We start from the raw sequence: 12,780 nt of genomic DNA, 5'->3' as shown, positions 1-12,780 counted from the left end.
GTCGTCATCACCGCGAAGTCCGCCGGGCGCAAGGTCTTCGGCCTCGCCACCGCGGGCGTCCGTCTCGCTTGACCTCCTGCGCGTCAGTCCGGCAGCCAGTGCAGCTCGTGCGCCAGGGTTTTGGCGACGGCACGGATGCGGCGGTGTAGTGGCGACTGCTCGCGTGGGAGGACCAGGTGGATCGTCAAGCTGGGCGCGCCTCGCAGCGGTCGCCAGGTGAGACCGGCCGGTTGTACCGTGACCGCGGCTTCTCCGGCCGGGGCGAGGGTGGCCCCGTCGCGCAGGTCGCGCTGAGACATGTCGAAAGAGACTGCGGGCGTGTGGAATCGGGGGTGTGGTCGGGTGTCTCGGAACAGTGCGGACAGCTGATCGTGGATCACGGGGTTGGCCGCACGGTCCGGGAGTCGCAGCGGATACGCGGCCGCGTCGGCGATCTCGATCTCCGGGTGTTCGGCCAGCGGATGGTGCTGCGCCAGCTGGACCCCGACGCGCACACGCCGCAGCAGGAACCGGCGCACGCCTCGGCCCGGCTGTTCACCGCGGGTGATCCCGGCATCGATGCGGCCGTCGGCGACCGCGGGGGAGATCTCCGGTGTCGCCATCGGGACCGCGCCGACCTCGAGTCCGCTGTTGCCGCGAATCAGCCTGTCCACCAGGGCCGGTGCCGTCTCGGCCCCGGTACTGAGGCTGTATCCGATGCGCAGCGTGCCCAGTTCACCGGCCGCCGCGCTCCGGGCGGTGTCCCATGCCCGGTCCAGCGCCGCCAGCGCGGGCGGCGCGGACTCCGCCAAAGCCGCACCGGCCGTGGTCAATTCGACGCTACGCGTGTTGCGGACCAGCAGGGCCGTACCGAGTTCCGCCTCCAATCGGCGCATCCGGGCGCTGAGTGCGGGCTGTGCGATACCGATCCGTGCGGCCGCGCGGGTGAAGTTCAACTCCTGCGACAGCACCAGGAAGTACCGCAGGCTCACCGTATCCGGCGCCACGTGCCCTCCCTGCCGATTGATAACGATCCGTTCTGAGCCTATCCCGTACCGGTCTTTCCCTCGACCGCACATCAAGCCCTAACCTGCGCATATGACGATCCAATCGACCGCAGTACCGGTCGGCGGGATCGATCGATCCGAGTGTCAATTCGAAGTCGGACGTGTCCGGCCGAACACAGGAGGATTCCATGGCCAAGGGCTACTGGGTCAGTGTCTACCCCGCCATTTCCGACCCTGAGGCGCTGACTGCCTACGACAAGCTGGCCGGTCCGGCTGTCCGGGCTGGGGGCGGGCGCACCCTGTCCGTTGGCAGTCGAGTCGTCGCCCACGAGGCCGGAATCACGCAACGCGTCGTCCTGATCGAGTTCGACAGCTTCGAACAGGCCGTCGCGGCATACGAGAGCGAGGCATACCAGAAGGCCCTGGTGGCCCTCCCCGACGGCTACGAGCGCGACTTCCGCATCATCGACAGCATCGACTGACCGGCGAGCCCAGCCATCGCCGAGCATCCGTCACCTGATACGCACACGGTGCCGAACGACGACTCACGAGACGACTTCGAAGCCATGCCCCGCGTCCCGGTTCGTCGTCGACGTCCTCGACGGCCTGATCCCTGTCGGGCGGATCGAAGAAGCGACGCGACGTCCGGGCCGGCTGGACTGTCTCGCTGACCTCGTCGACGAAACTCAGCCTCGCCCGAAGCGAACCGCGAACCGCTTCTCACACGACGGATCGGTCCAGCGAACACAAGGCTTCGATGACCAGGGGCGCATCCTGCATCCATCTGCCGTGTGCCCCGTCGGGGCTACTCAGAGTACTGATATAGAGTTTGAAGAACCGCAGGTCAAGACCTCTTTCGAGGGGTTTCGATCTGCGGTTCTTCTGTTGTTGAAGTAGCCCAGGGGTTCTTCCATCTCGACGGCTTCGACAGGGCGCTGATCGCCAGGCGGCGTGGTCGCCCCGGGGCCGCGAACGCCAAGCCGGGAGGGCGACGTGGGCACGTACCTGAAGGTGCGTACTTGATCAAGGACCGGCGACCGGGAAGTCTTGTTGAGGCGCGCCAAGCCCGTCGTCCGATACCGCCCCTGTCCTCACGGCCAGGTGGTCCCGACCCCAGGCGGAGAGCAGTTCCAGCAGTTCGTAGAGCCGACGGCCCCGTTCGGTCAGCGAGTACTCGACCCGGGGCGGCATCTCGTCGTAGTCCTCCCGGTGCACGATCCCGTCGGCCTGGAGCTCCCGGAGCTGCTGGGTCAGCACCTTCTCGCTGATGCCGGTGACCAGCCGCCTGGTCTCCCCGAAGCGGCGCGGACGCTCGGAGAGCGCCCACATGACGAACGACTTCCACTTGCCCTCGAACACCCCGACGGCCACACCCATCCCGCATGTGTGCGGATCGGCCACCGTCACGACCTCGGAGTTCCCCATGTCTGCTTCCCCCGTCACCGTTCTCGGCCTGGGCCCGATGGGCCGGGCCCTGGCCTCCGCGTTCCTGGCCGCGGGCCATTCCGCAACCGTCTGGAACCGTACTCCGGGCCGGGCGAACGGCCTGGTGGAGAACGGCGCCGTCGAGGCCGGGACCGCCGCGGAGGCGATCGCGGCGAGCGACCTCGTGGTGATCTGCGTGCTGGACCACGAAGCCGTCCGTGCCGTCATCGCTCCGCACGCCGCCGAGCTCAAGGGCCGGACCCTGGTCAACCTCACCGCCGGAACCCCCGACGACGCCCGCGCCACCGCCGAGTGGGCCGACGCGCACGGCATCGGCTATCTCGACGGCGCGATCATGGTTCCGACGTACCTCGTCGGCGGCCCGTCCACCCTGGTCCTCCACAGCGGCCCGGCCGATCTGTACGAACGCCACCGGGACACCCTCAGGGCCATCGGCGGCACCTGTGTGCACCTGGGCACGGACCCGGGCCGTGCGGGGGCGCACGACGTCGCACTGCTCGACATCTTCTGGACGGCACTGACCGGCGTCGTCCACGCCTTCGCCCTCGCCGGGTCCGAGGGCGTCACCGCATCCGACCTGGCCCCCTACGCCAAGGGCGTCGCCGCGCTCCTGCCCGACGTGATCGACGCGTTCGCCGAGCAGGTCGACACCGGCAGCTACCCCGCCGGGGGCTCCAACCTCCGCTCGGCGGCGGCGATCATGTCCCATGTCCTCGAGGCCTCGCGCAGCCGGGGCGTCGACAGTACGGTGATCTCCGCCGCCCATGAGATCGCGCGCCGGGGCATGGCGGCCGGTTACGCGGACGACTCCTACGCCCACGTCGCCGAACTCCTCCGCGGCTAAACCCGCCTCTCGGCCAGGATGGGGCGCCGTCGTTGATCCAGTACTCCAGCTGTAGGTCGTGATCTTCATGTCTGGGATGCGGCTTGTCGCTCTCCTGCGGGTTGAGGTGCGGGGCGTAGGTCGGCAGCTGGAACACGGTGAGCCACTCGGCGCTCGCGGCGATGAACTCCCGTATTCCGGATTCCCGCGGTCAGGTGGAGGCGGACGTTGTCCCAAACCAGCACGATCGGGTCGCCGAGCTGGGCGTGCGCGCGGACGATCAGATCGCGGAAGTCCCGCCAGCCGAAGCCCTTTGGCTCGTCCTTGCGGCCCCGGTACTCGCGTATCGCGTAGATCAGCCGGGACCGCTCTTAACGCCAACCACTGTTCCATTGCTCCCCGAGGCCGGAACAGGCCCACGACCGTCCGGACTTCACCCCGACCGGCACCAGCGGTTCCGGGCGCGCTGCCACGAACGCACCGAGCGTGAGGCCGGCCGGGTGGGACGCACGCCGACCGGCTTCGGCGATCGAAAATGAGGAACGAACAACCCCGAGATCTCTTGCATGGGTGGTTCCCGTCGGTGCCCTCAGGGTTGATCACATATGCCGGGGCTATGACTTCAGCATGTCCTGGAATTCATCGAAATCGATGACGCGGTCATGGTTCTTGTCCGCCTCCGATGCGCTCTTGACCTTCTCCCTGAGCTGCCCCTGATAGCCCTGACTGGAGGCGAGTCGGCCGGCGGCGACCGCCGCAACGGCTGTTTCGTAGCAATGGGACGCGCGTTCGCGTTGCCTGGGTCGACGACGACTCGTACCGTGGGCGCCCGAATCGCGCCACCGTGACCCGCGTCAGGTGAGTGTCGTCGCCAGCAGTTCGGCGGCTTCGGCGACCAGGGGTTCGTCCGCCCGTGCGTCGGCATGCCGCTTGGTGGACAGGACCGCCAGCACGAGCGGGCCCCGGCCGGGTGGCTGGGCGACGCCCACGTCGTTGGTGGTGCCGTAGGCGCCGGTGCCGGTCTTGTCCGCCAGGATCCAGTCGTTCGGCAGACCGGCGCGGAAGCGGTTGGCGCTGGTCGTGTTCGCCAGCAGCCAGCGGGTGAGCCGCTTGCGGTCCCGGGGGGCCAAGGCATCGCCGAGGGTGAGGCGTGCGTAGGTGCGCCCGATGGCCCGAGGGCTGGTGGTGTCCGTCGTCCGCCATGGCTCCGCGGAGTTCAACTCCGGCTCCAGGCGGTCCAAGCGGGTCACGTCGTCGCCGATGGAGCGACAGAATCCGGTGACCGCAGGGGGTCCGCCATGCTCGCCATGTCCGCCATCTCCGGCATGTCCGCCATGACGTCGACCGAGCTCGCGGAGCAGGAGATTGGCCGCTGTGTTGTCGCTGTGGGCGACAGCGGCCGCGCACAGGTCCGCGACGGTCATGCCGTCGGCGACGTTCTCGGGCAGGCCGGTGATCGGTGCGTAGCCCGAACGGGTGACGTCCTGCTCGGTGTAGCGGATGCGCTCGGCGAGGAACTCGCCGTCCCGGTCGAGGTCTCTCAACACGGCGGCAACGGCGATCGTCTTGAACACCGAGCACATCGGGAAGCGTTCGTCCTGGCGATACGCCACTCTCCGACCCGTGACCGTGTCGAGGGCGAACACGCCCAGACGCGCGGAATGCCCTTCCTCCAGGCGGCGCAGGCGCTCGATGATCTCCTCGTTGTCCTTGTCGTTGTCGTTGTCGTTGTCGTCGCTCGTGCTCGCGAGGACCCTTCCGCCTGTGGGGACAACGGCCGCCAGGGCCAGCGCCGTGACGGCACCGACGCCGAGCACCCCGCGACGGGTCGGGCGCAGCCCTGACGATTCCACGATCACGTCTTTCCGGCCGAGTCGGTTCCCCGTCCGGTGTCGGTGGGTTGACACCGACCGACACCCGACGGGGACGGGGTTTCGTAGCGCATCCGGGGAGGCGGCGCCTAGAAACGATCCGAGAAGTCGACGTTGAGGTCGAGGGCGAACAGGTCGGCGTCGTCGTCGTTGTAGGCGCGAATCACAACGTGGAACTTGGCGGGCGGGATCTGCGCGGGGAGGTTTACGGCCAAGGTCAGTACGGCGTTGCCGGGCGGAACGGGCTCGCCCGCGCTCGCGGTGTCGACGGTCAGGGTCCAGTCGCCGCCCGCAGGGTCCCCGTCGCGCATGCGCTCGAGCAGGTCGTACGTCTTGGTGAGCAGCTTGATCAGGCCGATCTGGACCGTGACTTCGACCCTGGCGCCCCTGTTGATCGTCGCCGAGACGTGGGCCGGGATGGTGGCCCGCACGATCTCGCCCTTCCGGGGCGGATCCGGCTTGAGGTCGACGCTCTCGATTTCCACGATGTCGGCGGGCGAGCCCGCATCGCTCCACTCCCATGAAGTCATGTACGGATCGTAGCGTCATGATTCCACTGCGTGTCTGCTTTCAGGGGCGCGACACAGCCGCCCGCCACCCCGCCCACCTTCGGCCGCCAGGCGCGCCCGCGCAGCCGGCCCGACGCGACAGGCCAGGCCAGAGGGGCCTGGGAGTTGCCCGCGGACGCCGTTCGTCGAGGCGTACGCCGAGAACCGGGTGCTCGCCTTCGTCCACTACCGGCTCTCGCTCCCCGGCCACAGCGCTGGAGGCCCTCGTCCACCACGAGGCCGACAAGAGCGGCTGACCGGCGTCCATCGGCAACCGCACCAGGCGGCTCCTCCTCCCGTCGTCCAGCCGAGCGGTACGGCCTCTGGTCGGCGCCCGAGATGTGTGCGCTCGCCGGAATCGTGAGAAGTTACGGAACGCGCACCGACACACCCGTCGGTGCCGCGGTCATGTCGGTCCGATAGCGGAGAATCACCGGATGACTCCGGATGACGAATACCTGTTGAGGCTGGGGCGAGTGACGTACAGCCTGACCCGCCTGGACACCGCCGTACGGGACGCCCTCGCGCAACTGCCGGGCCTGCCACCGGCATTGGCGGTCCGCAAGCTCGCTCCCAAGACCACGGAGGCGACCGCCCACGCGTTGACGAACCCCGCGAACACCGCCAAGGTCGCCGATCCCGCGACACGGGCCTGGCTGCACGCCGCGGGCGAGGAACTCGCGGCGGCGGCACGGCTGCGCCACGCGATCACGGCCGCACGCTCCGCCGCCGACGACGAGGAACCGCGACTGCATCGCCGCGCCGGCGAACACGGGGACGGCGTCGACATCACCACCGCCTGGTTGGAGCGCGCGCAGGCCGACCTGGACGACGCCCTCCGACAGGTCCTGCGTCCCCGACCCGCGGCCGCCTGACCCCGGAACCACAGTCCTGTGACGGCGAACGTCGAGCGTGTGCCATCGAGCTCGAGCGCCCGCGGAGGCGTCACGGTGACAACTTTGCGCATGGGAGCCGGGTGGGACGCTTTCGAGTTCCGCCCGGCGAATCATGCCGCCCCGGAGCGGGCCCTCGGGGGTCGCCCCTGGTTCGCGATACCGGCGGCGGGCCGGTGACATCGCCGGTCAGCCCACGGCCCCGCCGCCGGCTGCGTCGAAGGCGTACAGGTTCTTCTCGCCGGCCACGTACACGAGCGTGCCGGCCACGGTCGGCGTGGCCTCCAAGGATTCTTCGGACTTGAACGACCAACGTTTGCTGCCGGAGAGCGCATCGAAGGCGTACACGTGCTTGTCCTGGCAGCCTACGTAGACGAGGCCGTTCGCCACGGTCGGCGTCGGCACGCCCACGTCGAACGTGCCGAAGGTCCACTTCTCGGCTCCGGTGGCCGCGTCCAGGGCATGGACGAAATTGTCCGCGCCTCCGACGTAGACCATGCCCGGGCCGGCCACCGGCGTCGAAACGCGGTAGACGAGGCCGTCGGTGCGGGTATCGGCGAGCGAGACCGCCCACTTCTTGGCGCCGGTGGCGGCGTCCAGGGCGTAGACGTTCTCGTCGTTGCTGGTGGCGTACAGGGTGCCGGCCATCAGGGATGTGCCCGGTCCCGGGAAGCCGAGGCCGGCGGTGAAGGCCCATTTCTTGGTGCCGTTCGTCGCGTTGAGCGCGTACATGTTGCGGTCGTGGCTGCCGATGTAGACCGTCCCGTCGTGCACCGTCGGGGAGCAGAAGATCGAGTCTCCGGTGGGGAAGACCCACTTCTTGGTGCCGGTGCTCGCGTCCAGCGCGTAGACCTTGTTGTCGAGGCTGCCGAAGACGACGAGCCCGTCGATCACGGCGGGCACGGTGCGGACCCGGTCCCCGGTCGGGAAGGTCCACTTCGGCTTTCCGTCGAGGTCCAGCGCGTGGAGGGCGTTGTCCTCTCCGCCGCAGTAGACCATTCCGCCGCCCACCGCCGGTGTCCCCGCCTCGGTTTCCAGCGGGGTTTCCCAGCGGGTTCGGCCGGTGAGCGGGTCCAGGGCGACGAGGGACCTGTTGGCGGTGACGTAGAGCACGCCTCCCGCCACGACAGGTGGTGACGGGTAGGTCCCGGGGAAACTCCAGACCGGAGTGGTGGGGCGGGTGGTCTGCTGCCTCGGGGGTGTCGGAGGGCCGCCCGTACCGGGCGGTGCCGTACCGGGTGGTGCCGTACCGGGCGAGTGGCCACCGGTGGCCGCGTTCGCGTCCGCGCTGTCACCCCTGCGGACCAGGGCGACCGTGACGGCGGTTCCGACCGCGGCCGCGCCGGCCGCACCGAGGCCGAGACGAAGGACGCGGCGGCGATTGGGCGGCAGGGGCTTCGTCCGGCTGCCACCGACCGGCTCGTACGGGGGACGGGGCGGTGCGGCGGGCCGCGTCGGGACGGCGTGCACGGGCGCTTCGGACGCCCCCGGGCCGGCCTCGCCGGCGGGACCGGCCGGCGTTCGGGGGGTGGGCCGGTCGGCGGGTGCCGAGTGCTCGGGCCCGGCGGCAGCGCCCGCGCCGGGGGAGTCGGGAGTGTTCAACGCCCGGAGCGCGTCGCGCACTTCGGTCGCCGACGCCGGGCGATCGCCCGGGGCCTTGGCCAACAGGCGCATGACCAGGTCGTCCAACGCCGCCGGGATGCCGGGCCTGGTCTCGCTCGGCGGAAGAGGAGCCTTGTGCAGATGGGCGGTCATCGTCGACACCGCCCCGGTCGCCTGGAACGGCGTTGCCCCGGTGAGGAGTTCGTGCAGAACACAGCCGAAGGAGTACAGGTCGGAGCGGGCATCGCCGGGCTGCTCGTCGAACCGCTCGGGCGGCATGTACGCGAGCGTGCCCATGACCGTGCTGGACTTGCCGGTGCTCTCGAGGAAGCGGGCGATGCCGAAGTCGAGCACCTTGACCTCGCCGCCCGGGGTGAGCATGAGGTTCGCGGGCTTGAGGTCGCGGTGCACGACGCCCGCGGCGTGGGCGGCGGCCAACGCGTCCGCGGTGCGCGCGGCCCAGTCCACCGCGACGGGTACCGGCGGCGGCCCGTCCCGGCGCAGCACCGCGGCCAGGTCGCGGCCGTCGACGAACTCCATGACCAGGAACAGGGTTCCCTCGCCCGGGTCCTGGCCCATGTCGTGGACGGTGACGACGCCGCGGTGGTTCAACCCGCCGGCGGTACGCGCCTCGCGGAAGAACAACTCCGCCGAGGAGTCCTCGCGATGGTCCGGCAGGAGCTTGACCGCGACCCGGCGGCCGATCACCCGGTCCCGCCCCGCCCACACCTCGCCCATGCCGCCACGACCCACGAACGACACCAGTTCGTACCGATCCGCAAGCACCCGCACCACTGCCAGACCCCCGTCCCCGCACGTCACCTCGCTCCCGCGCCGTGACCGTGCGAACCGCGCGATGCCCTGTCGCATTCTCGGGCTTCGGTCGATGACCATATGCGGCCACGCCGTCCGGGGACGAAGGCGGGGAGCATTCGGGCTTCCCCGCACTGCACTCGGACGAGCGGCCATCGGGCCGGCGATCAAGACCTCCCGGGGTGCGTCGGGAGCGTGTACTCCCAGCCGGGCCGCCAGTGGGAAGCGGCGACGACGACCGCTTCCAATCGGGCTCCGGCCAGCAGGCTCTCCAGAGCCCAGCGGTTGGCGGAGTGTGCGATCACCAGGACGCGGGTGCCGTCCCATCCGGCGGCCAGGCCACGCAGGAAGTCCTCCGTGGCCACGAGAACGTCGCGGTAGCTCTGGCCGTTGGGGAACGGTTCGTCGACGTGCCGGGCCCGCACCGGTGCAAGGGTCGCCTGCGGGCAACCGTTCAGATCCCCGTAGTTGCATTCACGCAGACGAGGGTCGTGGTGGATCGGCAGCGCCGAGCCCTCGAAGGCCAGCCGTGCGGTTTCCACCGCGCGATGCAGGTCGGAGGTGAAGACGGCCGCGATGCCATCGTCGCGGCGCCGTTCCCCGAGCTGCCGGGCCTGCCTACGGCCGGCCGGCGAGAGCACGCCCGGACGCCACCCGGTGGCGATACCGGCCTCGTTGTCGGTCGTGGTGGAGTGCGTCTCGTAGACGATCCTGATGGACATGCGTGGGGCTCCTTCGAGTTCCGGCCGAGCGGCTGCCGCGCGGCGGGCGCGGGGTGGCGAGGGGGCAGGGCAGGGCGGCGGGTTCGCGCGAGGACGGCGTTGCGGGGACTCGGGGACTCGGGAACTCGGGGGCTGAGCGGGTGTCTCGCGGTGTCGGGGGCGACGCGATACCCGGGTCGACGGATGGGCGCCATGCTCGAAAACAGGATGCCGATGGTTGGCAGCCCCCAATAGCCTCGCCGCATGGGTGATGGGGCTCGACTGCTGAACGTCGTCGACGTCGAGGCCACCTGTTGGGAAGTCGGGCCACCACCGGGTCAGTTCGGCGAGATCATCGAGATCGGCCTGACGGTGGTCGACATCGTCTCCCGCGTGCGCATAGGTCGGCACCGCATCGTCGTGCGCCCGGAGCACTCGACGGTCAGCGCGTTCTGTTCCGAACTGACCGGTCTGACCCAGGGAGAGGTGGACGCCGGCATCAGCTTCACGCAGGCATGCAGCACGTTGGCTACTGAACACGCGGCCGGCAAGCGCGGATGGGCGAGCTGGGGAGAGTACGACCGCAAACAGTTCCTGCGCCAGTGCGAGGCCACCTCCACCGACTACCCGTTCGGCCGCCGCCACATCAACGCGAAGGCCGTGTTCGCCACCGCCTTCACCCTACCCAGACCGGTCGGCATGGCCCGCGCCCTGGACATCGCCGAACTGCCGCTGGAAGGCCGACACCACCGAGGCGACGACGACGCGTGGAACATCGCCGCGCTGGTGCTCCACCTCGCCGACCGAGGAGACTGGCCGGGCACACGAGGCAAGTCCTCGGGCCCCTCCCGCCGGTGAGCGCTCGCCGCCGTCTCGGCGGACATGGCGAAGGCATACGAGCCCGACCTACGGGCGCGGCACGCGGCGGTAGTCCTGGCCAGGGACCTCGATCAGAGCGTGCGCCGGGGCGATCTGGAACGCCTGGGACCAGTCCCACTCCATCCCCCCAGGGACGGCGTACCCGCTCCACAGGGGAACGTCGACGCGCAGTCCCCACTCACCCGAGACCGCGCGCTCCCACTGCACCGCGCGACACACGAGCAGGCCGCGTTCGAGCGGCTGGCGGACCCAGATCCAGGGTCCCGGTTCGTCGGGCGGCGGCGGTCCCACCACCCCCGGGAGGGGCGGGGACTCCCGTGGCTCGGGGGCGGCGTCCTCGCCGGCGGCGCCCCCGTCGATCCCGGCGGGAGCGGCCTCTCGGGCAGCCCGGGCGCGGGTGGCCTCGACGCGTTCCGCCAGGCTCGGGCGGCCGCCGGAGAACCGAGCCTCCAGCGCGTCGAGATCCACCGACTCATCCATAAGGATCATGATAGCCGCTGATCGAACATATGTTCCCCTCGTCCCTCGCGCACCTGACGGTGGTGGAGCGCCCGCCGAACGCCGTGCGGTCCTACGCGTTCGACCTCCCACGGAAGCTTGATCGTGCTCACCGAGGTCGGCGGCGGCCAGTAGGTTCGTGTCACCGAGTCCGAGTGAGTGGAGATGTTGAGGTGCAAGGGGTGACCGGTGTGATCGAGAGTGATCTGGAGCTGAGCGACGGTCGCCGTCTGCATGTCTACGACACCGGCGCGGATCACTCCGACGGTCGCCTCGCCGTCTTCTGGCACCACGGCACTCCGAATATTGGCGCGCCTCCCCAGCCCCTCTTCCCGGCGGCGGCCCGGCTCGGCATTCGCTGGGTCTCGTATGACCGTCCCGGATACGGCGGGTCAACCCCTCGTCCGGGCCGCAACGTGGCATCGGCGGCCGCCGACGTCTCCGGTATCGCCGATGCGCTGGGCATCGATCGGTTCGCGGTCATGGGCCATTCCGGTGGCGGTCCGCACGCCTTGGCATGCGGCGCGCTGTTGCCGGAACGCGTCCTGGGTGTGGTCAGCGTGGCGGGGCCGGCTCCGTTCGGGGTCGAAGGACTCGACTGGTTCGCGGGCATGACCGACTCCGGCGCGGCATCCCTGCGTGCCGCCGCCGCGGGACGTCGGGCGAAGGAGGCCTACGAGGCGGGTGCCGAGTACGACCCGGAAATGTTCACCCCGGCCGATCACGCCGCACTCGCCGGCGAGTGGTCCTGGTTCAACGACGTCGTCGGTCCCGCGGTGGAGGCCGGCCCGGGTGGGCTGATCGACGATGACCTGGCCTACGTCGCCCCGTGGGGATTCGACCCCGGGCGGGTCACCGCACCGGTCCTGTTCCTGCACGGCGGCCGGGACCGGATCGTGCCCGGGTCGCACAGCCGGTGGCTCGCGAGCCGCTGCGCCGCGGCGGAACTGCGGCTGAGTCCGGACGACGGGCACATCTCCATCCTCCACTCCGGCCCGGCCGCGATGGATTGGCTCGCGGACCACTCCGGCCGCTGACGATCCCGGCCCGACGCCGCGCGGCGCGGGCTCACCCGAGATTCCCGGCACCCCCGCGGCTCAAATGAACCGGTCGCCGTAGGTCATGGGCATCCGTCTCCGTATCCGCATCCGATCGCGATCGCGTCGGGGGCATCACGTACCGGTGTCGGCGGCGGGTTCCCCGGCCGTGCGCACGTCCACGTCCTTGCCCGTCACCGAGACCGGGATGCCGTTCGGCGTGGCGTGGGCCCGCAGGTCGCGCAGCAGTTCCGGGACGGCCTCGTAGGTCAGATAGCAGATGGTGTGGCGCCGGCGCGAGCCGTCCCGCATCGTGCAGCGCAGGGTGATGTAGCAAATATCGGCGAAACGCGGGCGGGTCTCGATGGCCGCGATGTCGGCCCAGGCCACCCGACGGGTGCCGAACAGACCTCGCAACGCCAGTCCTTGCGGCCCGATGACCAGCTTCTGCAGCAGATAGAAGACGAGCATGAGAACCATGGCGAGGATCGAGCCGATGATGGTGTAGCGCACCCACCCGACCTCGACGAACGCCGGGATCACCCCCAACGTCACCGGGACGAGCGCGATCAGCATGTCCCAGCCCAGCCGGGCCTGCCACAGAACCTCGTCGGCCACCTGTGAGCGGTTGCCCTTGTTGCGACCCATCGAACCCCCGTCGCGCATACGGCGGCCGAAATCTT

The 12,780-nt window shown here is 70.1% G+C and carries 13 protein-coding genes; 5 read left to right on the top strand and 8 right to left on the bottom strand.

The window, feature by feature from the left end; genetic code table 11:
- Positions 1–83 precede the first annotated feature (83 nt).
- Positions 84–986 carry a LysR family transcriptional regulator gene (locus OG928_RS35575; RefSeq protein WP_331766119.1) on the bottom strand — a complete coding sequence of 301 codons (903 nt, stop codon included), beginning with the start codon at positions 984–986 and terminating at the stop codon, positions 84–86.
- Positions 987–1,174: 188 nt separating this feature from the next.
- Between OG928_RS35575 and OG928_RS35570 the strand changes: the two genes are divergently transcribed.
- Positions 1,175–1,468: a DUF1330 domain-containing protein gene (locus tag OG928_RS35570; protein WP_331766118.1), complete on the top strand. Its 294-nt coding sequence runs from the start codon at positions 1,175–1,177 to the stop codon at positions 1,466–1,468.
- 541 nt (positions 1,469–2,009) lie between these two features.
- Here the strand turns inward: OG928_RS35570 and OG928_RS35565 are convergent.
- Entirely contained in the window at positions 2,010–2,411 is a 402-nt protein-coding gene (locus OG928_RS35565; protein WP_331766117.1) for a helix-turn-helix domain-containing protein, read from the bottom strand.
- Here OG928_RS35565 and OG928_RS35560 point away from each other — a divergent pair.
- Positions 2,410–3,276 (top strand): NAD(P)-binding domain-containing protein, encoded by an 867-nt coding sequence (locus OG928_RS35560; RefSeq protein WP_331766116.1) that lies wholly within the window; start codon positions 2,410–2,412, stop codon positions 3,274–3,276. The two genes, OG928_RS35565 and OG928_RS35560, sit on opposite strands and share 2 nt — an antisense overlap.
- An 833-nt stretch (positions 3,277–4,109) precedes the next feature.
- Here the strand turns inward: OG928_RS35560 and OG928_RS35555 are convergent.
- Both OG928_RS35555 and OG928_RS35550 read right to left on the bottom strand, forming a co-directional pair.
- Positions 4,110–5,108, bottom strand: a complete 999-nt coding sequence (locus OG928_RS35555; RefSeq protein ID WP_331766115.1) for a serine hydrolase — start codon at positions 5,106–5,108, stop codon at positions 4,110–4,112.
- A 107-nt stretch (positions 5,109–5,215) separates the two neighbouring features.
- Positions 5,216–5,656, bottom strand: coding sequence for an ML domain-containing protein (locus OG928_RS35550; RefSeq protein WP_331766114.1), 441 nt, complete (start codon positions 5,654–5,656; stop codon positions 5,216–5,218).
- Between the two features lie 455 nt (positions 5,657–6,111).
- Between OG928_RS35550 and OG928_RS35545 the strand changes: the two genes are divergently transcribed.
- Positions 6,112–6,549, top strand: coding sequence for a hypothetical protein (locus OG928_RS35545; protein WP_331766113.1), 438 nt, complete (start codon positions 6,112–6,114; stop codon positions 6,547–6,549).
- Between the two features lie 207 nt (positions 6,550–6,756).
- Here OG928_RS35545 and OG928_RS35540 read toward each other — a convergent pair whose 3' ends face one another.
- Both OG928_RS35540 and OG928_RS35535 read right to left on the bottom strand, forming a co-directional pair.
- Positions 6,757–8,964 (bottom strand): PQQ-binding-like beta-propeller repeat protein, encoded by a 2,208-nt coding sequence (locus tag OG928_RS35540; RefSeq protein WP_331766112.1) that lies wholly within the window; start codon positions 8,962–8,964, stop codon positions 6,757–6,759.
- Positions 8,965–9,149: 185 nt separating this feature from the next.
- Entirely contained in the window at positions 9,150–9,704 is a 555-nt protein-coding gene (locus tag OG928_RS35535; protein ID WP_331766111.1) for a histidine phosphatase family protein, read from the bottom strand.
- 243 nt (positions 9,705–9,947) lie between these two features.
- Between OG928_RS35535 and OG928_RS35530 the strand changes: the two genes are divergently transcribed.
- Positions 9,948–10,541: a 3'-5' exonuclease gene (locus OG928_RS35530; protein WP_331766110.1), complete on the top strand. Its 594-nt coding sequence runs from the start codon at positions 9,948–9,950 to the stop codon at positions 10,539–10,541.
- A 48-nt stretch (positions 10,542–10,589) separates the two neighbouring features.
- Here OG928_RS35530 and OG928_RS35525 read toward each other — a convergent pair whose 3' ends face one another.
- Positions 10,590–11,042, bottom strand: coding sequence for a hypothetical protein (locus OG928_RS35525; RefSeq protein WP_406291527.1), 453 nt, complete (start codon positions 11,040–11,042; stop codon positions 10,590–10,592).
- A gap of 209 nt (positions 11,043–11,251) precedes the next feature.
- On the opposite strand from OG928_RS35525, the gene OG928_RS35520 reads away from it, so the two are divergent.
- On the top strand, positions 11,252–12,097 hold the full coding sequence (locus OG928_RS35520; protein WP_331768230.1) for an alpha/beta hydrolase: 846 nt from the start codon (positions 11,252–11,254) through the stop codon (positions 12,095–12,097).
- A gap of 135 nt (positions 12,098–12,232) precedes the next feature.
- On the opposite strand, the gene OG928_RS35515 is transcribed toward OG928_RS35520, so the two are convergent.
- Positions 12,233–12,745, bottom strand: coding sequence for a PH domain-containing protein (locus OG928_RS35515; RefSeq protein WP_406291526.1), 513 nt, complete (start codon positions 12,743–12,745; stop codon positions 12,233–12,235).
- Between the last annotated feature and the right edge of the window lie 35 nt (positions 12,746–12,780).

Origin of the sequence: Embleya sp. NBC_00896, assembly GCF_045207785.1 — a bacterium.
In the GTDB taxonomy this organism is placed as follows: Bacteria; Actinomycetota; Actinomycetes; order Streptomycetales; family Streptomycetaceae; genus Embleya.
This window is presented reverse-complemented; position numbering and strand designations above follow the sequence as displayed.

What these genes read in the sequence shown, in the direction of transcription:
- OG928_RS35545 (WP_331766113.1), top strand. Translation starts at nt 6,112, where the DNA reads ATGACTCCGGATGACGAATACCTGTTGAGGCTGGGGCGAGTGACGTAC.
- OG928_RS35570 (WP_331766118.1), top strand. Translation starts at nt 1,175, where the DNA reads ATGGCCAAGGGCTACTGGGTCAGTGTCTACCCCGCCATTTCCGACCCT.
- OG928_RS35530 (WP_331766110.1), top strand. Translation starts at nt 9,948, where the DNA reads ATGGGTGATGGGGCTCGACTGCTGAACGTCGTCGACGTCGAGGCCACC.
- OG928_RS35550 (WP_331766114.1), bottom strand. Translation starts at nt 5,656, where the DNA reads ATGACTTCATGGGAGTGGAGCGATGCGGGCTCGCCCGCCGACATCGTG.
- OG928_RS35525 (WP_406291527.1), bottom strand. Translation starts at nt 11,042, where the DNA reads ATGGATGAGTCGGTGGATCTCGACGCGCTGGAGGCTCGGTTCTCCGGC.
- OG928_RS35515 (WP_406291526.1), bottom strand. Translation starts at nt 12,745, where the DNA reads ATGGGTCGCAACAAGGGCAACCGCTCACAGGTGGCCGACGAGGTTCTG.
- OG928_RS35535 (WP_331766111.1), bottom strand. Translation starts at nt 9,704, where the DNA reads ATGTCCATCAGGATCGTCTACGAGACGCACTCCACCACGACCGACAAC.
- OG928_RS35565 (WP_331766117.1), bottom strand. Translation starts at nt 2,411, where the DNA reads ATGGGGAACTCCGAGGTCGTGACGGTGGCCGATCCGCACACATGCGGG.
- OG928_RS35560 (WP_331766116.1), top strand. Translation starts at nt 2,410, where the DNA reads ATGTCTGCTTCCCCCGTCACCGTTCTCGGCCTGGGCCCGATGGGCCGG.